Genomic DNA, 20,897 nt, shown 5'->3' with positions numbered 1-20,897 from the left:
GTGCGGCAGCTGCCGCACCGCCCCCGCCGTTTTCTGCCCGCAGGTCGATGTCCGGTTCGCCCCGTTGGTCACGATTCGACGACAATGGCGGTCCGGGGTGCGGGTGTTGGCACCGGGGGCGTGGTCAGGGCACTCCGCCGACGTGGGACGATGGTCCGCATGCCAGCGACGCCGACGCCGAGTGCCAGGGACGGACGATTCAACCGCCCCGACGCCTCGATGTCCCTGCTGACCAATGTGATGGACCACGGCCTGGACGAGGGCTACGCGCAGGCCGCGGCGGCCCGTGGGGACGGGCGGCCGAGCCGGATCCCGACCACGCGGCGCGGTTTGGCGACGTTCGGGCTGGGGCTTGCCCTGGTCGGACTCGTCGTCACGGTCGGAGCCGCCAATGCGCACAACGCGCAGCCCGCCCTCGCCAAGGAACGTGACGCGCTGATCCACCGCGTCACGGACACCACGGGAGCGGCGGACCAGTTGCAGCAGCAGGTCCAGGACCTGCGGCGGAAGGTCGAGGGCACCCAGCAGCAGGCCCTGCAGGAGTCCGGCGACGGTGGGCTCGCCGACCTTGCGGGGGCGGTCGGTACGGGCGAGGTCTCCGGGCCGGGCGTGCGCCTGGTGATCGAGGACGCCGCAGGCACGGTGGGCGGTGGCAACGTCGATCCGCGGGAGGCCGAGGGCTTCGGGAACGGCGGCCGGCTGCGCGACCGCGACCTGCAACTCGTCGTGAACGGACTGTGGCAGGCGGGCGCCGAAGCCGTTTCGATCAACGGGCAGCGGCTCACCGGGCTGTCCGCGATCAGGGCGGCGGGCGAGGCGATTCTGGTGGACAACCGCCCGCTGGTCCCGCCGTACACGGTGCTGGCCGTCGGCGACGGGCCGAAGCTGGGCCCGGCCTTCGAGAACGGGATGGCCGGCCGCTACCTGCACCTGCTGCAGGAGAGCTACGGCATCAAGTACACCGTCACCGTGCAGCGGACGCTCACGCTGCCCGCCGCGGTCGGGGTCACGCTCCGTACCGCGCAGCCTGCCGCCGAACCGACGGCCGAGCCCTCGTCCACGGCTTCGCCGACGACCTCGCCGGCGCCGACGGCTTCGCCCAGCGCGTCCGCGTCGGTGTCCGCGTCCGCGTCCGCGTCCGCGTCCGTTTCCGCAAGCCCGTCCGGAGCGGCCGGCCGTTCCGGTGGCAAGCCGAGCCCCAGCGCTACGACCGCTACGAGCAGCCATTCGCCGACCGCGACCACGGGGTCGCACTCCGCAGGGACAGGAGCAACTAGACCGTGATTGCCGTACTGGGTCTCGCGATCGGGGTGGTCGTCGGCCTCTTCGTCCAGCCCGAGGTGCCTGACGTCGTCGTGCCCTACCTGCCGATCGCGGTGGTGGCGGCGCTTGACGCGGTCTTCGGCGGTGTCCGGGCGATGCTGGACGGGATCTTCGACGACAAGGTCTTCGTGGTCTCCTTCCTCTCCAACGTGGTCGTCGCCGCGCTGATCGTCTTCCTCGGCGACCAGCTCGGGGTCGGCTCGCAGCTCTCCACGGGCGTGGTCGTGGTGCTCGGCATCCGGATCTTCTCCAACACGGCCGCGATCAGGCGCCATGTCTTCCGCGCCTGAGCCGGGCCGCGGGCCGGTCAAGGGTCCTGCGGTGGTTCGGTCCGAGGAGGAGCAGGGCGGACCGGCGGGAGACGGCCTGGGGCAGAACGACGGGGCCGTCGAACCGGCGGAGGTGACGGAGCCGGCGGAAGAGACCCCCGCTGACCTGGCCGTGGCCGACGTGGAGCCGGAGGTCGAGCCGTCGGCAGCGCCGGAATCCGAGACCGGCACCGAGACCGGCACCGAGACCGGTACCGAGGCGGAGACCGTGGCCGAGACCGAGGCTGTGGCCGGGGCGCCGATAGCCGTCGAGGAACCGGAGCCGGAGCCGGCCCCGGCCGCGCAGCCGCAGCCGAAGCCAGAACCGGTACAGGTACCGGATCCGACGCCCGCCGTGACCGGCCGCCGGCGCCTGCGCGCCGCGATGTGGCCCCCGCGGTTGTCGCGCGGCCAGCTGGTGGTGGCGCTGCTGCTGTTCTCGCTGGGCCTGGCCCTGGCCATCCAGGTGCGCTCCACGAACGACCACGATCAGCTGCGCGGGGCACGCCAGGAGGATCTGGTACGCATCCTCGACGAACTGGACAGCCGACAACAGCGTCTCCAGCAGGAGAAGGCACAGCTCGAGCAGTCCCTGGCGCAGTTGGAGAACAGTTCCAACCAGGCCAAGGAGGCTCAGGAGCAGACCAACAAGAAGGCGACGGAACTCGGAGTTCTCGCGGGAACCGTCAAGGCCACGGGGCCGGGCATCGTCCTCGCGGTCGATGATCCCCAAGGGCAGGTGAAGGCCGATATGCTGCTGGACACCCTGCAGGAACTCAGAGCGGCGGGGGCGGAGGCGATTCAGATCAACGATGTGCGTGTGGTGGTCAACACCTACTTCACCGATGCACCGGGCGGCGGGGTGCAGATCGACGGCAAGCAGGTCTCGCAGCCGTACCGGTTCACCGTCGTCGGCAATCCGCAGGATCTGACACCCGCGCTGAACATCCCGGGGGGTGTGGTCCGCACGCTGGAGAGTCACCAGGCGCGTGCCACCATCACGGCGCAGCAGAAGGTCGTCGTCGATGCGCTCACCGAGCTGAGAAAGCCGCAGTACGCCAAGCCGGCGGCGAAGTGACGGCGCGCCGGTCGTACGGCCTGCCACCTGCGGGGAACCCCCGGTGGGGGTCGTCGCAGGGCCGTCGTCCACACTGGTCCGTACCGCTGTTTGTCGGAGCACCACTCCCACCAGCCCGGCCGCCGGCCGGGCACGCAGCCTGTCCGAGGTTCTCACCCTGCCCCGCGGGCGGGTCTGTCACACGCAAGGGGATTCGCCCGTGAGTTTCTTCTCGAAGTTGTTCGGCCGCAACAACCGCCGTGGTGCGGCTGTCGAGGCGCCCACCGCGCGCCACCGCCGGGCCGACGAAGAGCCCGCACTGCCGGGCATGCGCTCCGCCCCCGAGGGCGTCGAGTACGCAGCCGACCGTCCCTACTACCTGGACGGCGCCGGAGCCCAGCAGGGAGGTAATCCGACTGGCTACGGCGCGTCGGTTGACCCTTCCGGCGCCCCGCGCATAGGTTTCCCGTCAGGACCCTCAACCTCTGGTGGAGGGTTTGCCCCGGATCCCTATGCCGGGCACGACCCGTCGGGTGTGCCGCGCCAGGAGGCTGTGAACATGGGTGGCCCCACTCCGTGCCCCAGGTGCGGGAACCAGAACCCCGTCGCCGCCCGCTTCTGTTCCAACTGCGGCACCGCACTGCGGGGAGGCGTGCTGCCCGAGGGGGCCGCGGAGACCACCTCGACCATCTCGATCTCCGGCCTGGAGTCCTACGACCCCAACGCCACGCAGGCCGGTACGGGCACCCAGTCCGCACTGTCGCCGGAGGTGCTGTCGGCGATCGACGCGCTGCCGCCGGGCTCCGCCCTGCTGATCGTGCAGCGCGGCCCGAACTCGGGCAGCCGGTTCCTGCTCGACTCGGACAAGACGACGGCGGGTCGTCACCCGCAGGGTGACATCTTCCTCGACGACGTCACGGTGTCGCGCAAGCACGTCGAGTTCCGGCGCGCGCCGGGCGGTGGCTTCACCGTCGCGGACGTGGGCAGCCTCAACGGCACGTACGTCAACCGGGAGCGGATCGACGAGGTGTCGCTGAACAACGGCGACGAGGTGCAGATCGGGAAGTACCGGCTGGTGTTCTTCGCCAGCCACCACCGGGGGTACTGAACACGACTTCGGCAGGAGCCCGAGTGAGCGCGAACCCTCCCACATCTCTCGGGGCGATTCCCCCCGTGCCCCCCGGCCGCGAGCCGGACCTGCACCCGCAGGCCCAGCCGCAGCAGGGCGCGCGGGGGGTGATCGCAGGCCCCCGCCGGCACAGCCGTCCGATGCAGCGTCCCGGTGACTCCCGGCGGCGCGCTGACGAGCTGCTGAGCATCGGGGCGGTGCTGGCCTTCCTCCGGGACGACTTCCCCGAGGTCACCATCTCCAAGATCAGGTTCCTGGAGGCGGAGGGCCTGGTGGAGCCGCAGCGCACGCCCTCCGGGTACCGCAAGTTCAGCCCGGCGGACGTCGAGCGGCTCGCGTACGTGCTGCGGATGCAGCGCGACCATTACCTGCCGCTGCGGGTCATCCGCGAGCATCTGGACGCGATCGAGCGTGGCGAGGCGCCCCCCGCACTGCCTGCGCCGGAGGCCCGCCCGGGGCCGATGGACGAGGTGGACCGTGAGCTGGGTACGGTCTCCGAGTCCGTGAACGGTGTCCGGCTGGGCCGGGCCGAGCTGCTCGCCGCCGCCGAGGCCGAGGAGCGGGAGCTCACCGAGTGGGAGGCCTACGGCCTGGTCGCCCCGGGGCCGGACGGCGGCTACGACGGCGAGGCCCTGCAAGTGGCCCGCCTGGTCGCGGAGCTCGGCCGGTACGGGCTGGAGCCGCGCCACCTGCGGGCGATGAAGGCCGCCGCCGACCGTGAGGTGGCCCTGGTGGACCAGGTGGTCGCCCCGCTGCGCCGGCACCGCAATCCGCAGACCCGGGCCCATGCCGAGACCACGGCGCGGGACCTGGCCACCCTGTCGGTGCGACTGCACGCCGCGATGGTCCAGGCGGGTATGCGCACGCGTCTCTAGGAGATCGGCCCCGGGGCTGCGGGCACGAGGCGGGCGAGCCCGAAGCCCGGAGGCGGCATGCCCGTGCCCCTGAGCCCGCGCTACCTGCCGTCCAGTGCCGCGAGCAGCTGCGGGATTCCGCCGCCGGCCGCGACGAGGGCCAGGTGGTCGTGGAAGTCCCGGCTGCTGACGATGAGGCCGTCGCGGACCTGCAGCACCTGGATGTTGGCGGCCTCGAAGTTCTGCCCGGTCACCCGGTGGTGCACCTGGTAGGTCCACTCGGCGACGATCACCTCCGGGTCGTCCGTCTCCCGGATCACCACGTTCGTCGCGGCCAGCTCCAGGGGAGAGCGCGCGGAGACCGCCGCGAACCTCTCCCTGAGTGCGGCCCGCCCCTCGATGCGGCGCGGCCCGACCGGCTCGAAGACGGTCTCCACCACGGTGTCCTCGCTGTAGAGCTCGGCGAGTTCCGGGAATCGTCCCGTGGTGATGCCGTCGAGCAGCTTCTGGAAGACCTCGCGCGGTGACAGCGTTTCAGGCATGATCATCCCCCGGCCGGATCCGTCGCCGGAACCGGACCGGCGACTCAGGTTTCCGACGATACGGACTGGCCGCTCCGGTTGTCCAGTACGGCTCTGCCGTCGGCAGGGAAGGGTGGGAGGGATGAGCGGCGCCCAGGAACGCCCGTTGCGGGCGGACGCGGCCCGTAACCGGGCCAGGCTGCTGGAGGTCGCCACGGAGGTGTTCACCGCCCGTGGCGTCGGCGTGCCGACCGAGGAGATCGCCCGGGCCGCCGGGGTCGGGGTCGGCACGCTCTTCCGGCACTTCCCGACCAAGGAGGCACTGCTGGAGGCGGTGATGGTGCGCAGGCTGGAGGCGATCGCCGCCCGGGCCGCGCAGCTGGCCGCCGAGTCCGAGCCCGCCGAGGCCTTCTTCGGGTGCTTCCGCCTGGTGATCGAGCAGTCCGAGGGAAAGGACGAGTTCGCCCGGGCACTCGCCGCCGCCGGCGTGGACGCGCACGCGGCCCTGCAGGAGTCGAGCACGGCGATCCGGGCACAGCTGGCCGGGCTGCTGGCCGGGGCGCAGCAGGCCGGGGCGGTCCGCCCGGATCTGGGCCTGCCGGAGCTGATCGCCCTGCTGGTCGGGACCAGCCGGGCGATGGAGCAGCTCGGAACCGACCCGGCGGCCCGGCAGCGGATCTTCGAGGTGGTCTTCGACGGGCTCCGGCCGCGCTGAACCGGCGGCGGGCCGGCAGCTCCCGGCCTCGCCCGGCGGAACGGGGGGCGGGTCGCAGGCCCGGACGCCGCGACGCCCCGGGGCCTTGGAATCGATCATCCGGCCCGCCCGGAGCGGGCCCGCGCAGGCCTGTGACCAGGCGGCCGACGGTTGCGCTTTCATATCCGGGGTGTGGGCCATAGGGTTGCGACTGTGAATGAGCTCGACGTCGTGGGTGTCCGGGTGGAGATGCCGTCCAACCAACCGATCGTGCTGCTGCGCGAGGTGGGCGGCGACCGCTACCTGCCGATTTGGATCGGACCGGGTGAGGCGACCGCGATCGCCTTCGCCCAGCAGGGTATGACGCCGGTGCGCCCGCTGACGCACGACCTGTTCAAGGACGTGCTGGAGGCGCTGGGCCAGCAGCTCACCGAGGTCCGGATCACCGACCTGCGCGAGGGCGTGTTCTACGCCGAACTCGTGTTCACCGGCGGCGTGGAGGTCAGCGCCCGCCCGTCCGACGCGATAGCACTCGCCCTGCGCACGGGCACGCCGATCTACGGCAGTGAGGACGTCCTCGCCGAGGCGGGCATCGCGATCCCGGACGAGCAGGAGGACGAGGTCGAGAAGTTCCGCGAGTTCCTCGACCAGGTCTCGCCCGAGGACTTCGGCGGCGGCCAGCAGTAGACCGGCCAGCAGTAGACCGGCCGGCAGTAGGCCCTGCGGGCGGTGTCGCTGACGCCTCGGCGGTGTGCCGCGACCCGTGGGGATTTTGCTAAAAGTCGTCCACTTACCCACACTGGGGGCACGAAAAACCACTCTCCTGAGTGACGCAGTTCGTGCTGCCCGGCGTGGCGATCGTTGACGGGCCATGAGTGACTGCCTACCGTCAGGAGTGGCTGCGGGGTGTCGCCCCCGGCCGGGGCCCGCAGCGCAAGTGGACGGAGGTAGGCATGACCAGCACCGGCGATGACGTGGCCGTGGGTGGCCTGTGCTCCGTGCATGTGCAGCGCACCGCGCGGAACGCGATGGACTCCTGGGAGTCGAGGCCCGCAGAGCCCGGGGACCTGCCCCGGGCGGCGCCCAGGATCGGCCGCTTCCCGGCCGTCCAGCCGGGCCAGCCGGACATCGAACGGCTCGCCCCCACCTCCGCACTGGTCGGCTACCGCGGCCCGACGGCCTGCGCGGCGGCCGGTATCACCTACCGCCAACTGGACTACTGGGCCCGGACGGGACTGCTGGAGCCGAGCGTGCGCTCGGTCTACCCGGCGAGCACGCACCGGCTCTACAGCTTCCGCGACATCCTGACGCTGAAGATCGTGAAGCGGCTGCTGGACGCGGGTGTCTCGCTGCAGAACATCCGGGTGGCGGTCGCCCATCTGCAGTCCGCCGAGGTCGGCGACCTGGCCGGCCTGACCCTGATGTGCGACGGCGCGACGGTCTACGAGTGCACCACCCCGCAGCAGGTGGTCGACCTGCTCAAGGGCGGTCAGGGCGTGTTCGGCATCGCCGTCGGCGCGGTCTGGAAGGAACTGGAGTCCTCCCTCGGCCGGCTGCACGCCGAACGGACGGACACCGGCGAGACGCTGGTCGGACAGGACCCGGCCGACGAGCTGGCCCAGCGCCGCAACCGCGCGGGCTGAACACCTCCGCAGGAGCACCACCCGGCATCTGTCGCACAGGCCCGGACGGGGAACCGTCCGGGCCTGTCGCGTCGTCACCGGTGGTGAACCGATCAAGGAGGGGGTGTGCCGGTGACGCGCGTCGTGCGGGCCGTACTCAGGGGGACGGCCTGGCTGCGCCGGCGCCGCGGACAACGCCGGGCCTTCCAGGCGCTCACGCTGTTCTGCGCGCTGGCACTGGCGCCGAGCGCCTGGGTGTTCACCAGCACGGAGGACCGGATCCGCACCGTCGGGAGCGCGCCCGCCGCGCCGGTCGCGGTGGTCTTCGGCGCCGGGCTGGAGGACGGCCGGCCGTCCCCGTACCTCGCGCACCGGCTCGACGGCGCGCTGGAACTGTACCGCCGCGACAAGGTGCGGGCGATCCTGGTGACCGGCGACAACGGGCACGCGAGTTACGACGAGACCGACGCGATGCGGCGGTACCTGATCGAGCACGGCGTGCCCGAGGTCCGGGTGGTGGGCGACTACGCGGGCTTCGACACCTGGGACTCCTGCACCCGTGCCCGCCGGATCTTCGGGGTCGACCGGGCGCTGCTGGTCAGTCAGGGATTCCACGTCAGACGGGCGCTGGCGCTCTGTCAGGCGGCGGGCATCGACGCGTACGCGGTCGGCGTCGAGGAGTGGCACGACGCCACCTGGTACTACGGCGGCCTGCGGGAGATCCCGGGTGCGGGCAAGGCGGCGCTGGACGCCTGGCTGCGGCCCGACCCGGCCCTGCTCGGGCCGCAGGAGCAGGGTGTCCCGCGCGCGCTGGCGGACGAGGGCGCCCGCTGAGCCGTCCGGGCGCCCCACCCGCTGCCTGACCGCGTTGCCTGCCTGCGCCGCCTGCCCGCGCTGCCTGCCCGCGACACCGGAGCGGGCGCGGATCCGTCCGGACGCTCGATTGTCGGACCCCTGCGGCATGATCGGCAGGTGCGGTCACTGCCGAGCATCATCCACCTCGACATGGACGCCTTCTTCGCCTCGGTGGAGCAGGCGGCCAAGCCGAGCCTGCGCGGCAAACCGGTCGTGGTGGGCGGGCTCGGCGGCCGGGGCGTGGTGTCCACCGCCTCGTACGAGGCGCGCAAGTTCGGGGTGCACTCGGCGATGCCGATGGCCCAGGCCCGGCGGCTCTGCCCGAACGCGGCCTTCCTGACCGGCCGGTTCGAGGCCTACCGGCAGGTCAGCGAGCTGGTGATGAGCCTGCTGCGGGAGCTGTCGCCGCTGGTGGAGCCGCTCAGTCTGGACGAGGCCTTCGTGGACCTGGAGGCCGGGCCGTACGGGCCGGCGCTGGCCGGTGCCGCCGACGGCGGGCAACTCGTGCTGGCCCTCGCCGAGGATCTCCGGGCGGACATCGAGCGCCGGACGGGCCTGACCGCCTCGGTGGGCGCGGCCGGCTCCAAGCTGATGGCGAAGATCGCCTCCGAGCAGGCGAAGCCGGACGGTCTGGTGCTGGTGCCGCCCGGTCAGGAACGCGCGGTGCTGGGGCCGATGTCGGTCCGGGTGCTGCCCGGGGTCGGTCCGGCCACCGGGCAGGCGCTGCGCCAGGCCGGACTGAACACGGTGGCGGACCTCGCGGAGACCGGGGAGACCGAGCTGGTCCGCCTGTTGGGGCGCGCGCACGGCGTGGGCGTGCACCAGATGGCGCTCGGGCTGGACGACCGCCCGGTGGTGCCCGACCGGGACGCCAAGTCGGTCTCGGTGGAGGACACCTTCGAGGTGGACCTGGCTGATCGCGACCGCATCATGCACGAGGTGGAGATACTGGCCGCGCGCTGTGTGCGCAGGCTTCGCGCCGCCGGACGCTCGGGGCGCACGGTCGTGCTCAAGGTGCGCCGGTTCGACTTCTCGACCCTGACCCGGTCCGAGACGCTGCGCGGCCCGACGGACGACGAGGCCGTGATCGCCGACACCGCGCGCCGGCTGGCCGCACAGGTCGACGTGACGGGCGGGGTCCGGCTGCTCGGCGTCGGAGTGTCGCAGCTCGCCGACTACACCCAGGAGGACCTGTTCGCGCAGGCGGTGCGCGAGGCGGCCGAGGCCGAGGCCCGAGCCCGGGCCGATGCGGAGGCCGAGGCGGGGGCGGGGACGGAGGAACCGGATCCGGCGGAGACGGAGCCGACGCCGGAGCCCGCAGACGTCCGGGAGCCCGAGGCGCCCGTCGCCCGGCGCTGGTTCCCCGGGCAGGACGTGACGCACACGGGGCTCGGCCCCGGCTGGGTGCAGGGCAGCGGAGTGGGGCGGGTCACCGTGCGGTTCGAGACGCCGTGGAGCGGGCCGGGCCGGGTGCGGACGTTCCTGGTGGACGATCCGGAGCTGGAGCCGTCGAGGCCGCTGCCACTGCGGGAGCCGTAGCCCGGCCGGGGCGGACGACGAAAGCGGCCCCGCCCGGAGGGGATCCGGGCGGGGCCGCGTGCCGGGCCGGGCCGTGGGTGATCGCGATGCCCTCGTCGATCCCCGGTGGCCCGGTCCCCCCGCGCCCTGTCCCTGGCCGCGGGGGTGGACGCCTCGTCAGGCGTCGGTCTTCACCAGCTCGGGGCTGGAGGTCTGCCGGCCGGGGGCTTCGGCCGAGGCCGCGGTGGCGGCCGGCCTGCCCCGGCGGATCAGGAACGGCACGGCGCCGGCCACCAGGCAGATGACGCCCGCCGTCCAGAAGGCGTGCTCGTAGGCGTCCAGCGTCGGCAGGGCGACGGGCAGGCGCGGGATGGTGTCACCGGTGAGGATGGCGGCCATCACGGCGGTGCCGACGGCGCCACCGACGGTGCGGAGCACCGCGTTCATGCCGTTGGCGATGCCGCTCTGCTCGACCGGCACGGCGCCGTTGATGTAGGCCGGCATCGCGGAGAAGGCGAGGCCGATGCCCAGGCCGAAGATCGCCGAGGCGGTGTAGATGTCCGCCTCGTGGCTGTGCCGGGTGGCCAGGTAGGCCATCGCGACGGCGCCGAGCACGCCACCGAGGACGAGCGGCAGCCGGGGCCCGCGGCGGGCGATCAGCAGCGCGCCGACCGGCGCGGCGACCATGCTGCCGATCGCCGACGGCAGCAGCATCACGCCGGCGTGCAGGACGGTCGCGGTGAAGCCGTAGTGGGCCAGCTTCTCGGGGGTCTGGGCGAAGTTGCTGATCACCATGAAGGAGCCGTACATGCCGAACCCGATCAGCAGGCCCGCCAGGTTGGTGAACGCCACGGCCGGCCGCGACATCATCGTCATGTCGACCAGCGGGTGCTTCACCTTGGTCTCGATGATTCCCCAGACCAGTGCGATCACGGCGGCGACGGCGAACAGGCCGAGGGTCCGGTTGGAGGTCCAGCCCCAATGGTTGCCCTGGCTGACGGCGACCAGCAGTGCGGAGAGCCAGGCGGCGAGGGTGATCGCGCCGAGCGGGTCGGCGCCGCCCTCGGTGTCGACGACCGGGTCGCTGGGCACGCGCAGCGCGACCAGGGCTATCGCGATGAGTCCGAAGACCAGGCCCATCCAGAAGATCGACTTGTAGCTCCAGTGCTCCAGCAGCAGGCCGGTGGCCACCAGGCCGAGGCCGCTGCCGACGCCCATCGAGGCGCTGATCCCGGCGACGCCGCCGGTGACCTTCTCCTTGGGCAGCTCGTCACGGACGATGCTGATCGCCAGCGGCAGCACGCCACCGCCCGCGCCCTGCAGCACGCGGGCGACGACCAGCCAGGTGAAGGAGTGGGTGCTGACGGCCAGGGCGGAGCCCGCCACCAGGCCGGCCAGCGAGATCAGCAGCATCGGCTTGCGTCCGCGCAGGTCGCCGAACCGGCCGAGCAGCGGCGTGAGCACGGCGGCGGAGAGCAGGTTGGCCGTCATCAGCCAGGTGACGGTGGAGCCGGAGACGTCCAGCTCCCTGGCGAGCGAGGGCAGGATCGGGACGACCGCGGTCTGCACCACGCTGAACGCCAGCATCGCCAGGATCAGGGCAGGGAGTACCCGGGCACTGCTCTGCTTGACTGCCGCGGTGGTGGGCTGTGGTGCCTCACTCACGGTGCTTCCTCCAGTACGTGCGCCCGAGGACATTGCTTCAGGCGAGTGAAAGTAAACGAACTGAAGTAACGATGCCGGTCGATACTTCACCATGTCAAATATCGATTGGTGAAGCTTTGGCAAAGTGCGGACCCCGGGCCGCGGGGCCCGGGGTCCGAGGGACCGCGAGGGGTACTCAGCCCATCGAGCGCAGCGGCTCGGGGCGGCTCGCCGACGAAGTGGACGAGGTGGACGAAGTGGACGAGGCGGCGGCGCCGCCGGAAGCAGCAGGGGAAGCGGGGGCCGCGGCGGCCGGGCGCGCCGTCGCCGTACCGGGGGAGACCGGCTCGCCGGGTGCGGAGTCGTCGTGGATCTCGACGTGCTCGCGGTGCAGCTCCTCGCGCACCACGTGGTCGTCGGTGTAGCGCTCCACCACCAGGCGCACCCGCTCGATCGGCACCAGGTACTTGCGGACCACCGGCCGCTCCTCGCGGAGCGTCACCTCCTCCACGGCCGTCGCGATCTCCTCCTGGGTCAGCGCGTCGCGCTCGCCCTCGGTCACCGGCACCCGCTCCACCCGGACCCGCTCGCGCACCACCGGCACGTGCCGTTCGACCGTCTCACTGGTCACGTACTTGCGGAGCCGGGCCGTGTACGTCACCTGCCACTCGGTGGTGATGTCGAGCCGCTCCTCGCGGCAGGTGATCTCCACCGGCCCGCTCGGCGAGGACGTCGCGGCGTCCTCCTCCGTCCGGGCGGGCCGCTCGGTCATCGGGGCGGGCCCCGCCGCTGCCGCCGCGGCGGCAGCGGCCGGCGGGGCGGCGGCGCCGACGGTACGGACGTTGGTCTCCGGCTCCGCCGGGGCCTGCTTGGTGAGCCCGGCCGGCGGCGCCGTCGCCGTGGCCGCCGCGGCGGGCCCGTCCGGACGCTCGGCCTTCTCCAGCTTCTCGGCCTTCTCCGGGCCGGTGCTCCGGGCGGCGGCCGTGCCGGCCACGGCACCCGCTGCCGTGCCCGCGGCGGCCGCCGGCGCCACGGCGCCGAAGTCGAGGTCGGCCGCCCGCTCGTCGTCCTCGGGCGTGTCGGCCTTCGCCGAACCGGACTCGTTGCCGGGTGTGTCCAGCCCGTAGTAGCGGTAGAGCTGGAGCTCCTGTGCGGGCGACAGGTGCTGGCCCACGCCGAAGTCCGGCGACTCCTTCACCAGGGACTTGTCGTACGGGACCTTGAGCTCCTCGCCGGAGAACTCGCTGGTCGTCAACGGGACGAAGGCGTCCCGGCCGAAGATGCCCGTCCGGACGGCGGCCCACTCGGGCCGGCCGGTCGCGTCGTCCAGGTAGACCTCGTCGACGGTGCCGATCTTGTCACCGTTGCGGTCGACCGCCCGGTGTCCGATCAGGTCGCGGGGGTCGATGTCGGTTTGCACTCAATTCCTCCAGTGCGATGCTCCTGCGGAACTCCCGCAGGCGTACGGCTGGAAGGTCCTGCCCATCCGCCACTTCATACGAAAAGCCATGAACCGGGCACCGGCGAGCGGAGCGCCGCCGTCCGGGCCCCCGATCGGCCGAGCGTGGCGGTACGTACTCGCTCGAACGTCCGGGTCCGGCCCGTGATCCGGCGGGTTGCCGCTGGTACCCTGGGCGCGACCGCCGAGCCCGCGCGGGAGAGTCCCCAGCCACCTCGAAGGTGTGGCGGGGGCGCCGAAGGAGCAACTCCTCCCCGGAATCTCTCAGGCATCCGTACCGTGTGGGATAGGTCACTCTGGAAAGCAGGGCAGGACCGCCGGCGAGGGAGCCGACGGCCACCACCCTCACCGACGGTGCAAGCCGACGGGGTGCCGACGCGCCCCCCGTGCGGGCGAAGCTCTCAGGTCCCGATGACAGAGGGGGAGGCCTGACGGGTTCGTTCGCCAGGGCCGGCCCGCTGTCCGCAGCGGCCACGGCCGACGGGCGTGCGTGCCCCCGCCGGTCCGTGACCAGGAGGCCTCGACCACCATGAACGCCCAGCCGAACACCGGTCGCCCGCGAAACTCCGCGACCCTCACCGAGCTCGAGCAGGCCAGTCCCTTCGAGAGCCGCCACATCGGCCCGGACACCGCCGCCCAGGAGAAGATGCTGGCGCACGTCGGCTACGGCTCGCTGGACGAACTGTCCGCCGCCGCCGTGCCCGAGGCGATCCGCTCCATCGACGGCCTCGACCTGCCCGCCGGCCTCAGCGAGGCCCAGGTGCTGGCCGAGCTGCGCGAGCTGGCGGCCCGCAACCAGGTGCTCACGCCGATGATCGGCCTGGGCTACTACGGCACCTTCACCCCGCCGGTGATCCTGCGCAACGTCATGGAGAACCCGGCCTGGTACACGGCCTACACGCCGTACCAGCCGGAGATCTCGCAGGGCCGGCTGGAGGCGCTGCTCAACTTCCAGACCGTGGTCTCCGACCTGACCGGCCTGCCGACCTCCGGCTCCTCGCTGCTCGACGAGGGCACCGCGGCCGCCGAGGCGATGGCGCTGACCCGCCGCGTCACCAAGGTCAAGGGCGGTGTCTTCCTGGTCGACGCCGAGACCCTGCCGCAGACCGTCGCGGTCATCCGGACCCGCGCGGAGCCGACCGGTGTCGAGGTGGTCGTCGCCGACCTCTCCGCCGGCATCCCCGCCGAGGTCGCCGAGCGCGGCGTCTTCGGCGTGCTGCTCCAGTACCCGGGCGCCACCGGCGTGGTCCGCGACCTGGAGCCCGTCATCGAGCAGGCCCACGGGCTCGGCGCGATCGTCGCCGTGGCCGCCGACCTGCTGGCGCTCACCCTCCTCAAGTCGCCCGGCTCGCTCGGCGCCGACATCGCCTGCGGCACCTCGCAGCGCTTCGGCGTCCCGATGGGCTTCGGCGGCCCGCACGCCGGCTACCTCTCGGTGCGCGCCGAGTACGCCCGCTCGCTGCCCGGCCGCCTGGTCGGCGTCTCGGTGGACGCGGACGGCAACCGGGCCTACCGGCTCGCCCTGCAGACCCGCGAGCAGCACATCCGCCGCGAGAAGGCGACCAGCAACATCTGCACCGCGCAGGTGCTGCTCGCCGTGATGGCCTCGATGTACGCGGTCTACCACGGCCCGGACGGCCTGGCGGACATCGCCCGCCGCACCCACCGCTACGCCGCCGCCCTCGCGGCCGGGCTGCGCGCCGGGGGCGTCGAGCTGCTGCACGGCGAGTTCTTCGACACCGTCGCCGCCCGCGTCCCGGGCCGCGCGGCCGCGGTGGCCGCCGCCGCGCGCGAGCACGGCATCAACGTCCACCAGGACGGCCCGGACCTGGTCACCGTCTCCTGCGACGAGACCACCACCCGTGCGCACCTGGCCGGCGTCTGGGCCGCGTTCGGCGTGCCGGCCGTGGAGATCGACGAGAGCGCCGACGCGCTGCCCGCCGCGCTCCTGCGCGAGGACGAGTACCTCACCCACCCGGTCTTCCACAGCCACCGCTCCGAGACCGCCATGCTGCGCTACCTGCGCCGCCTGTCGGACCGCGACTACGCGCTGGACCGCGGCATGATCCCGCTGGGCTCCTGCACCATGAAGCTCAACGCGACCACCGAGATGGAGCCGGTGACCTGGCCGGAGTTCGGCCAGCTGCACCCGTTCGCGCCGATCGAGCAGGCCCAGGGCTACCTGACCCTGATCCGCCAGCTGGAGCAGCAGCTCGTCGAGGTGACCGGCTACGACGCCGTGTCCATCCAGCCGAACGCCGGCTCGCAGGGCGAGCTGGCCGGCCTGCTGGCCGTCCGCGCCTACCACCGGGCGAACGGCGACACCGAGCGCGACGTCTGCCTGATCCCGTCCTCCGCGCACGGCACCAACGCGGCCTCGGCCGTGATGGCCGGGATGCGGGTGGTCGTGGTGAAGACGCTGACCGACGGCGACGTCGACGTGGACGACCTGCGGGCCAAGATCGAGCAGCACCGTGACCAGCTCTCCGTGCTGATGGTCACCTACCCGTCCACGCACGGCGTGTTCGAGGAGACCATCACCGACATCTGTGCGGCCGTGCACGAGGCCGGCGGCCAGGTGTACGTGGACGGCGCCAACCTCAACGCGCTGGTGGGTCTGGCCAAGCCGGGCAAGTTCGGCGCGGACGTCTCGCACCTGAACCTGCACAAGACCTTCTGCATCCCGCACGGCGGTGGCGGCCCGGGCGTCGGCCCGGTCGCGGTGCGCACCCACCTGGCGCCGTACCTGCCCAACCACCCGCTGCAGAGCGAGGCGGGACCGGCCACCGGTGTCGGCCCGATCTCGGCCGCGCCGTGGGGCTCGGCGGCGATCCTGCCGATCTCCTGGGCGTACGTCCGGCTGATGGGCGGCGAGGGCCTCAAGCGCGCGACCCAGGTCGCGGTGCTGAACGCGAACTACATCGCCAAGCGCCTGGCGCCGTACTACCCGGTGCTCTACACCGGCCCCGGCGGCCTGGTGGCGCACGAGTGCATCATCGACCTGCGCCCGCTCACCAAGGAGACGGGCGTGAGCGTGGACGACATCGCCAAGCGCCTGATCGACTACGGCTTCCACGCGCCGACCATGTCGTTCCCAGTGGCCGGCACGCTGATGATCGAGCCCACCGAGTCCGAGGACCTGCACGAGATCGACCGGTTCTGCGCCGCGATGATCGAGATCCGTGCGGAGATCGACAAGGTCGGGGCGGGCGACTGGGCCGCCGACGACAACCCGCTGCGGAGCGCCCCGCACACCGCCGCCACCATGGCGGGGGAGTGGACCCGCGGCTACTCGCGGCAGGAGGCGGTCTTCCCCGCCGGCGTGAACCCGGCCGACAAGTACTGGCCGCCGGTCAGCCGGATCGACGGGGCGTACGGCGACCGCAACCTGGTCTGCTCCTGCCCGCCGATGGACGAGTACGGCGCCTGACCTGCGGCTCGGCCGACAGCAGTGACGGGTGGGCCCCGGCGGATCGTCTCCGCCGGGGCCCACCCGTCCGTCGCACGCGCACCGCGCGCCGCACCGCTCAGGCCGCGACCGCCAGCGGGCGGCGGGGCGCGATCACCCGGCCGTCGGGCAGCAGCTCGCCGGTGTCCTCGAACAGCAGGACGCCGTTGCAGAGCAGACTCCAGCCCTGCTCGGGGTGGCAGGCCACTCCGGCGGCGGCTTCGCGGTCCTCGGAGTCGGCCGACGGGCACTCAGGACGGTGCTGGCACATGGGTCGTACCCTCGCTTCGCTTGCGATCCTCCCCGTGATGCGGTTGCCGTCGGGTGTCCGCCGGGAGCCGCCGCGGTAGTCGGATCCTGTCCCGCCGGCCCAGGTGTGAGCCGGCGATTCTGTGGGTAGGACAGGTGGCCCTTCCACGCTGGTTCCCAGTGTCGGCGTCCGGCGCCCGTTGCGCAGCAGTTTGGTGACATGCGCCACAACTCGTGGGCATAGATCACCCGTTCAGATGGTGTTGAGCGGAAATATGTACCAAACAGGTCATGCGGGGCATGACCTGTTCGGACTACTCCGGATGACCCGTTCGGAGGGGTCGTGTTCCGGGTGGGGCTCAGGAGACGCCGAGGACCATCGGCTTGGTCGGCCCGGGGGCGAGGAGCGCCACCAGGTCGGCCGCCGGGTACGCCCGGTGGGCGGTCACTCCCAGCGGTGCGGGTGCCAGCGGGATCAGCAGGTCGGCCGCCGGGTCGCCGTCGGGGTTGTGCAGCCACAGGGCGGTCGCGTAGTGGCCGGGGATCGAGAGCAGCCGGGGCTGGTGCCGGGCGCGCGAGGTCTGGGCGAGCTGCCAGGCCTGGCGCAGGGCCCGGACGGTCGAGTCGAGGTACGGCCCGGCGGTGAAGTGGGAGAAGGTGTGGCCCTCGACACCCTGGACGACCTCGGCCGCGGCGGCCACGTCGGCGCCGTCCTTGATCAGGAAGCGCCATCCCGTGCGCCGCGCGCCCGACAGCCGGGGCCGTGGCCCGTCCAGCACGTGGACGGCTAGCGGATGCGCGGGCAGCAGGGTGCCGGCCGGATGGCGCAGTGCGGCGGCGGCCGGCTGGCGCAGCGCGGTCTCCGAGTCGAGTGCGGCCAGGACGGCGCGCAGGGCGCTGGGCGGCGGCTGAGGGGTCTGCAGTGTCATGGCGGGGTCGCCTCTCCGTGAGAGATCGGCGTGCGAGTGCGGCATACCGGCGTGGCGTGTCTGGTGCGACGGGACCTGGGCCGTGTCCGGTTGGGCATGATCGCGGTGCGGGCGCGGCCGCCGCCGTAGGGGGCCCCGGTGGCGTCTTCGACGCCGGGGCGGTGGCAGGCCGGGCTGGAGCGCAGTGCGAATTTACTCGAACAGGTGCGCAGGGTGACCTGTTTATCACGTTCGGTGGCGCGGGGCAAGTCGGTATTGAACTGAGAGAGCGTCAGTTTCCTTGCCTGTCACGACGTTAGACCCCTTCGGGTATCGATCTTCGGGATGGGCATGATGCTTCCACGATCGGCCTAGGAGGAGGGGACCCATGGGCGAGAAGGTCGTGGCCACGCGTGCGGACCTGTCGGACCGGCAGATGTACCGTCGCAAGCTCCAGTCCTGTCTCGACGTGCTGGAACGGATGCTCCGGGAGGACCGCTTCGACCGGCCGAGGGCCCTGATCGGCCTGGAGATCGAGCTCAACCTCGCCGACGAGCAGGGCCAGCCGCTGATGCGCAACGAGCAGGTGCTCAGCGCCATCGCCTCCAGTGACTTCCAGACCGAGCTGGGGCGCTTCAACATCGAGGTCAACATCGCCCCGCACCGGCTCAGCGGCCATGTGCTGGAGGAACTCCGGGAGGAGATCGACACCGGCCTGCGCTACGCCGACCGCAAGGCGGCCGAGGCCGGGGCGCGGATCGTGATGATCGGGATCCTCCCCACCCTGGAGAGCGACCACACCGGCCTGGACGCGATGTCCCACAACCAGCGCTACAGCCTGCTGAGCGACCAGATCCTGGCGGCCAGGGGCGAGGACATCGCGCTGGACATCGAGGGCGTCGAGCGGCTCCAGCTGGAGTCGGTCACGATGGTCGCCGAGGCTGCGGCGACCTCGCTCCAATTGCACCTCCAGGTCACCCCCGAGCGTTTCTCCTCGGTGTGGAACGCGGCCCAGGCGCTCTCCGCGCCACAGATCGCGCTCGGCGCCAACTCGCCCTTCCTGTTCGGCCGCGAGCTGTGGCGGGAGACCCGGCCGGTGCTGTTCCAGCAGGCCTGCGACACCCGTTCGGCGGAGCTCAAGGCGCAGGGCGTGCGCCCCATCACCTGGTTCGGCGAGCGCTGGGTGGACTCCGCACTCGACCTCTTCGCCGAGAACCTGCGCTACTTCCCCGCCCTGCTGCCGATCTGCGACGACGAGGACCCGGCCAAGGTGCTCGCCTCCGGCGGCGCCCCCAGGCTCGCCGAGATGCGCCTGCACAACGGCACGATCTACCGCTGGAACCGTCCGGTGTACGACGTCGCGGACGGCGTCGCGCACCTGCGGGTCGAGAACCGGGTGCTGCCGGCCGGCCCCACCGTCGCCGACACCCTGGCGAACGCCGCCTTCTACTACGGGCTCGTCCGGGTACTGGCCGAACAGCCCAGGCCGGTCTGGACGCGGCTGCCGTTCGAGCGCGCCGACGACAACTTCCACACCGCCGCCCGGCAGGGGATCGACGCCGTCCTGCAGTGGCCGCGGTCCGGCCGGGGCGGGCGCGGCGGCGGGCTGAGCGCGGTGCCCGCCACCGAGCTGGTGCTGAACGAGCTGCTGCCGCTCGCCTACCAGGGTCTCGACGAGTGGGGCGTGGAGCCGGCCGACCGGGACCGCTACCTGGGCATCATCGAGCAGCGCTGCCTGCGCCGGGTCAACGGTGCGAGCTGGCAGAGCGCCACCTTCCACCGGCTGCGCGAGCACTTCGGGATGGACCGCCCGGCGGCGCTCGCCGCGATGACCCGGCGCTACGTCGAGTACATGCGCGGGGGAGAGCCGGTGCACACCTGGCCGATCGGGTGAACCCGGGGTGACCAGGGAATCGGTCCTCCGTATGGAAGGATGATCGCCCCGGCGGCCGACCGCCCGGGGCGACCACCCTTCCGTACGGACGCCTGCTGGAGCCGCCGTGAGCACCGTCTCGACCGAACCCGAGGCCGAGCCCCTCGCCCGACGGCTGCTCGGCGCCGAACTGCTGATCGTCCTCGGCCTCTCGCTCGGGGCCAGCGGCCTCAGCGCCCTGATCAGCTTCGCCGGCTCGCTCACCCAGCCGCTCGCGCTCGGCCAGCAGATCGCCACCCTCAACGGTTCGCGCGCCCCGGGCCGCCCCTGGCTGGACCTCGCCTGGCAGGTGTACTACATCGCCCGCGGCCTGATGCCCGTCGTCCTGGTCGGCTACCTGCTGGTCCGCGAGGGCACCTCGCTGCGCGTGCTCGGCTTCGACCTCACCCGCAAGCTGCGCGACCTCGGGCGGGGCGCCGCCGTCGCCGCCGCGATCGGCGGCTCCGGGCTGGCGCTCTACCTGGCCTCGCAGGCGGCCGGCTACAACCTGACCGTGGCCCCGTCCGGACTGCCCGAGGTGTGGTGGCGGATCCCCGTCCTGCTCGCCTCGGCCTGGCAGAACGCGATCCTCGAAGAGGTCATCGTCCTCGGCTACCTGCTGCGCCGGCTCGGCCAGCTGGGCTGGGGGTGGCCCGCGATCGTCGTCACCAGCTCGGTGCTGCGCGGCTCGTACCACCTGTACCAGGGCGTCGGCGGGTTCGTCGGCAACATGGTGATGGGCGCCGTCTTCTGCCTGCTGTACCGGCGGTGGGGCCGGGTGATGCCGCTGGTGGCCGCGCACGCCCTGATCGACACCGTCGCCTTCGTCGGGTACGCGCTGCTGGCCGGCCACGTCAGCTGGCTGCCCACGCCCTGAGCGGGCGCCCCCGGCACAGCAGCCCGGGACGCGGCGGCCGCCGCAGCAGGCGGTCGACGTGGTGGCGCTCCAGCCCCTGGCCCGGGTCGATCGGCAGCAGGACCCGGTCGGGCCGGAAGCGGGCCCGGCGCACCAGCCGGTCGGGAATGACGTCGTCGATCCAGGCGAACGGCCGCCCGGCGGCGTGGCGCAGGATCGGCGCCCACTTGCGGCTGGAGAGCAGGTCCATCAGGGGCACGCGCGGGTCACCGGGTTGCGGGACGTACCCGGTGAGGCGGACCACCGGCAGCTGGGGGAGGCCGAGCCCGGGCGCGATGTGCCGGTTCGCCTCCTCCTCCCAGGTGGTGGCCCACACCAGGTCGTAGGTGCCGGCGAGTTCGTCCAGCCAGTCGCGGTGGCGGCCGGAGAGCAGCACGGCGTAGCCGAGCAGGGTGTGGCTGTCGAAGCCCGCGTCGGGGTGCGGGCAGACCGGGTTCAGGACGCCGTCGACATCCAGGAACAGCAGAGGTTTCGGCACTG

The 20,897-nt window shown here is 72.5% G+C and carries 19 protein-coding genes and 1 riboswitch; of the genes, 13 read left to right on the top strand and 6 right to left on the bottom strand.

Going from position 1 to position 20,897, the window contains the following annotated elements:
• Nucleotides 1-159: 159 nt before the first annotated feature.
• The 5 genes from ACFUK0_RS04600 to ACFUK0_RS04580 all read left to right on the top strand — a co-directional run bounded on the left by ACFUK0_RS04600 (nucleotide 160) and on the right by ACFUK0_RS04580 (nucleotide 4,692).
• Entirely contained in the window at nucleotides 160-1,284 is a 1,125-nt protein-coding gene (locus tag ACFUK0_RS04600; RefSeq protein ID WP_380246561.1) for a DUF881 domain-containing protein, read from the top strand.
• Nucleotides 1,281-1,613 carry a small basic family protein gene (locus ACFUK0_RS04595; RefSeq protein ID WP_380246560.1) on the top strand — a complete coding sequence of 111 codons (333 nt, stop codon included), beginning with the start codon at nucleotides 1,281-1,283 and terminating at the stop codon, nucleotides 1,611-1,613. Before ACFUK0_RS04600 ends, ACFUK0_RS04595 begins: the two co-directional genes overlap by 4 nt.
• 247 nt (nucleotides 1,614-1,860) lie before the next feature.
• The gene (locus ACFUK0_RS04590; RefSeq protein WP_380246566.1) at nucleotides 1,861-2,709 is read left to right on the top strand and encodes a DUF881 domain-containing protein; all 849 of its coding nucleotides are present in this window, start codon (nucleotides 1,861-1,863) and stop codon (nucleotides 2,707-2,709) included.
• A gap of 538 nt (nucleotides 2,710-3,247) precedes the next feature.
• Entirely contained in the window at nucleotides 3,248-3,796 is a 549-nt protein-coding gene (locus ACFUK0_RS04585) for an FHA domain-containing protein (RefSeq protein ID WP_380246559.1), read from the top strand.
• Between the two features lie 161 nt (nucleotides 3,797-3,957).
• Nucleotides 3,958-4,692 (top strand): MerR family transcriptional regulator, encoded by a 735-nt coding sequence (locus tag ACFUK0_RS04580; RefSeq protein WP_380246558.1) that lies wholly within the window; start codon nucleotides 3,958-3,960, stop codon nucleotides 4,690-4,692.
• Between the two features lie 80 nt (nucleotides 4,693-4,772).
• Here ACFUK0_RS04580 and ACFUK0_RS04575 read toward each other — a convergent pair whose 3' ends face one another.
• The gene (locus tag ACFUK0_RS04575; RefSeq protein WP_380246557.1) at nucleotides 4,773-5,213 is read right to left on the bottom strand and encodes a nuclear transport factor 2 family protein; all 441 of its coding nucleotides are present in this window, start codon (nucleotides 5,211-5,213) and stop codon (nucleotides 4,773-4,775) included.
• A 121-nt stretch (nucleotides 5,214-5,334) separates the two neighbouring features.
• Between ACFUK0_RS04575 and ACFUK0_RS04570 the strand changes: the two genes are divergently transcribed.
• The 5 genes from ACFUK0_RS04570 to ACFUK0_RS04550 all read left to right on the top strand — a co-directional run bounded on the left by ACFUK0_RS04570 (nucleotide 5,335) and on the right by ACFUK0_RS04550 (nucleotide 9,902).
• The gene (locus ACFUK0_RS04570) at nucleotides 5,335-5,907 is read left to right on the top strand and encodes a TetR/AcrR family transcriptional regulator (RefSeq protein WP_380246556.1); all 573 of its coding nucleotides are present in this window, start codon (nucleotides 5,335-5,337) and stop codon (nucleotides 5,905-5,907) included.
• A gap of 192 nt (nucleotides 5,908-6,099) precedes the next feature.
• A complete protein-coding gene (locus tag ACFUK0_RS04565; protein ID WP_380246555.1) occupies nucleotides 6,100-6,573 on the top strand; it encodes a bifunctional nuclease family protein in 474 nt (157 codons plus the stop codon).
• A gap of 266 nt (nucleotides 6,574-6,839) precedes the next feature.
• Nucleotides 6,840-7,529, top strand: coding sequence for a MerR family transcriptional regulator (locus ACFUK0_RS04560; RefSeq protein ID WP_380246554.1), 690 nt, complete (start codon nucleotides 6,840-6,842; stop codon nucleotides 7,527-7,529).
• Between the two features lie 111 nt (nucleotides 7,530-7,640).
• Nucleotides 7,641-8,342: a vancomycin high temperature exclusion protein gene (locus ACFUK0_RS04555; protein ID WP_380246553.1), complete on the top strand. Its 702-nt coding sequence runs from the start codon at nucleotides 7,641-7,643 to the stop codon at nucleotides 8,340-8,342.
• Between the two features lie 138 nt (nucleotides 8,343-8,480).
• Nucleotides 8,481-9,902 (top strand): DNA polymerase IV, encoded by a 1,422-nt coding sequence (locus ACFUK0_RS04550; protein ID WP_380246552.1) that lies wholly within the window; start codon nucleotides 8,481-8,483, stop codon nucleotides 9,900-9,902.
• 156 nt (nucleotides 9,903-10,058) lie between these two features.
• On the opposite strand, the gene ACFUK0_RS04545 is transcribed toward ACFUK0_RS04550, so the two are convergent.
• Nucleotides 10,059-11,546, bottom strand: coding sequence for an MFS transporter (locus tag ACFUK0_RS04545; RefSeq protein WP_380246551.1), 1,488 nt, complete (start codon nucleotides 11,544-11,546; stop codon nucleotides 10,059-10,061).
• A gap of 175 nt (nucleotides 11,547-11,721) precedes the next feature.
• Nucleotides 11,722-12,945: a PRC and DUF2382 domain-containing protein gene (locus ACFUK0_RS04540; protein WP_380246550.1), complete on the bottom strand. Its 1,224-nt coding sequence runs from the start codon at nucleotides 12,943-12,945 to the stop codon at nucleotides 11,722-11,724.
• Nucleotides 12,946-13,169: 224 nt separating this feature from the next.
• A riboswitch (glycine riboswitch) is annotated at nucleotides 13,170-13,274 on the top strand.
• A 239-nt stretch (nucleotides 13,275-13,513) separates the two neighbouring features.
• Here ACFUK0_RS04540 and gcvP point away from each other — a divergent pair.
• The gene (gene gcvP / locus ACFUK0_RS04535) at nucleotides 13,514-16,414 is read left to right on the top strand and encodes an aminomethyl-transferring glycine dehydrogenase (protein WP_380246549.1); all 2,901 of its coding nucleotides are present in this window, start codon (nucleotides 13,514-13,516) and stop codon (nucleotides 16,412-16,414) included.
• 97 nt (nucleotides 16,415-16,511) lie between these two features.
• Here gcvP and ACFUK0_RS04530 read toward each other — a convergent pair whose 3' ends face one another.
• Both ACFUK0_RS04530 and ACFUK0_RS04525 read right to left on the bottom strand, forming a co-directional pair.
• On the bottom strand, nucleotides 16,512-16,703 hold the full coding sequence (locus tag ACFUK0_RS04530; protein WP_380246548.1) for a DUF5999 family protein: 192 nt from the start codon (nucleotides 16,701-16,703) through the stop codon (nucleotides 16,512-16,514).
• A gap of 337 nt (nucleotides 16,704-17,040) precedes the next feature.
• Nucleotides 17,041-17,610 carry a hypothetical protein gene (locus ACFUK0_RS04525; RefSeq protein WP_380246547.1) on the bottom strand — a complete coding sequence of 190 codons (570 nt, stop codon included), beginning with the start codon at nucleotides 17,608-17,610 and terminating at the stop codon, nucleotides 17,041-17,043.
• Nucleotides 17,611-17,977: 367 nt separating this feature from the next.
• Between ACFUK0_RS04525 and ACFUK0_RS04520 the strand changes: the two genes are divergently transcribed.
• Both ACFUK0_RS04520 and ACFUK0_RS04515 read left to right on the top strand, forming a co-directional pair.
• The gene (locus tag ACFUK0_RS04520) at nucleotides 17,978-19,483 is read left to right on the top strand and encodes a glutamate--cysteine ligase (protein WP_380246546.1); all 1,506 of its coding nucleotides are present in this window, start codon (nucleotides 17,978-17,980) and stop codon (nucleotides 19,481-19,483) included.
• Nucleotides 19,484-19,589: 106 nt separating this feature from the next.
• On the top strand, nucleotides 19,590-20,378 hold the full coding sequence (locus ACFUK0_RS04515; protein ID WP_380246545.1) for a CPBP family intramembrane glutamic endopeptidase: 789 nt from the start codon (nucleotides 19,590-19,592) through the stop codon (nucleotides 20,376-20,378).
• Here ACFUK0_RS04515 and ACFUK0_RS04510 read toward each other — a convergent pair.
• Nucleotides 20,356-20,895: an HAD domain-containing protein gene (locus tag ACFUK0_RS04510; protein ID WP_380246544.1), complete on the bottom strand. Its 540-nt coding sequence runs from the start codon at nucleotides 20,893-20,895 to the stop codon at nucleotides 20,356-20,358. The two genes, ACFUK0_RS04515 and ACFUK0_RS04510, sit on opposite strands and share 23 nt — an antisense overlap.
• Nucleotides 20,896-20,897 lie beyond the last annotated feature (2 nt).

This window comes from Kitasatospora sp. NPDC057223, assembly GCF_042669755.1.
Taxonomy (GTDB): domain Bacteria; phylum Actinomycetota; class Actinomycetes; order Streptomycetales; family Streptomycetaceae; genus Kitasatospora.
Note: the sequence above shows the minus strand (reverse complement) of the source record. Positions and strands in the feature narration are given on the sequence as shown.

Coding starts and splice junctions, on each gene's coding strand:
- ACFUK0_RS04600 (WP_380246561.1), top strand. CDS start 160: ATGCCAGCGACGCCGACGCCGAGTGCCAGGGACGGACGATTCAACCGC.
- ACFUK0_RS04585 (WP_380246559.1), top strand. CDS start 3,248: ATGGGTGGCCCCACTCCGTGCCCCAGGTGCGGGAACCAGAACCCCGTC.
- ACFUK0_RS04580 (WP_380246558.1), top strand. CDS start 3,958: ATGCAGCGTCCCGGTGACTCCCGGCGGCGCGCTGACGAGCTGCTGAGC.
- ACFUK0_RS04575 (WP_380246557.1), bottom strand. CDS start 5,213: ATGCCTGAAACGCTGTCACCGCGCGAGGTCTTCCAGAAGCTGCTCGAC.
- ACFUK0_RS04570 (WP_380246556.1), top strand. CDS start 5,335: ATGAGCGGCGCCCAGGAACGCCCGTTGCGGGCGGACGCGGCCCGTAAC.
- ACFUK0_RS04560 (WP_380246554.1), top strand. CDS start 6,840: ATGACCAGCACCGGCGATGACGTGGCCGTGGGTGGCCTGTGCTCCGTG.
- gcvP (WP_380246549.1), top strand. CDS start 13,514: ATGAACGCCCAGCCGAACACCGGTCGCCCGCGAAACTCCGCGACCCTC.
- ACFUK0_RS04530 (WP_380246548.1), bottom strand. CDS start 16,703: ATGTGCCAGCACCGTCCTGAGTGCCCGTCGGCCGACTCCGAGGACCGC.
- ACFUK0_RS04525 (WP_380246547.1), bottom strand. CDS start 17,610: ATGACACTGCAGACCCCTCAGCCGCCGCCCAGCGCCCTGCGCGCCGTC.
- ACFUK0_RS04520 (WP_380246546.1), top strand. CDS start 17,978: ATGGGCGAGAAGGTCGTGGCCACGCGTGCGGACCTGTCGGACCGGCAG.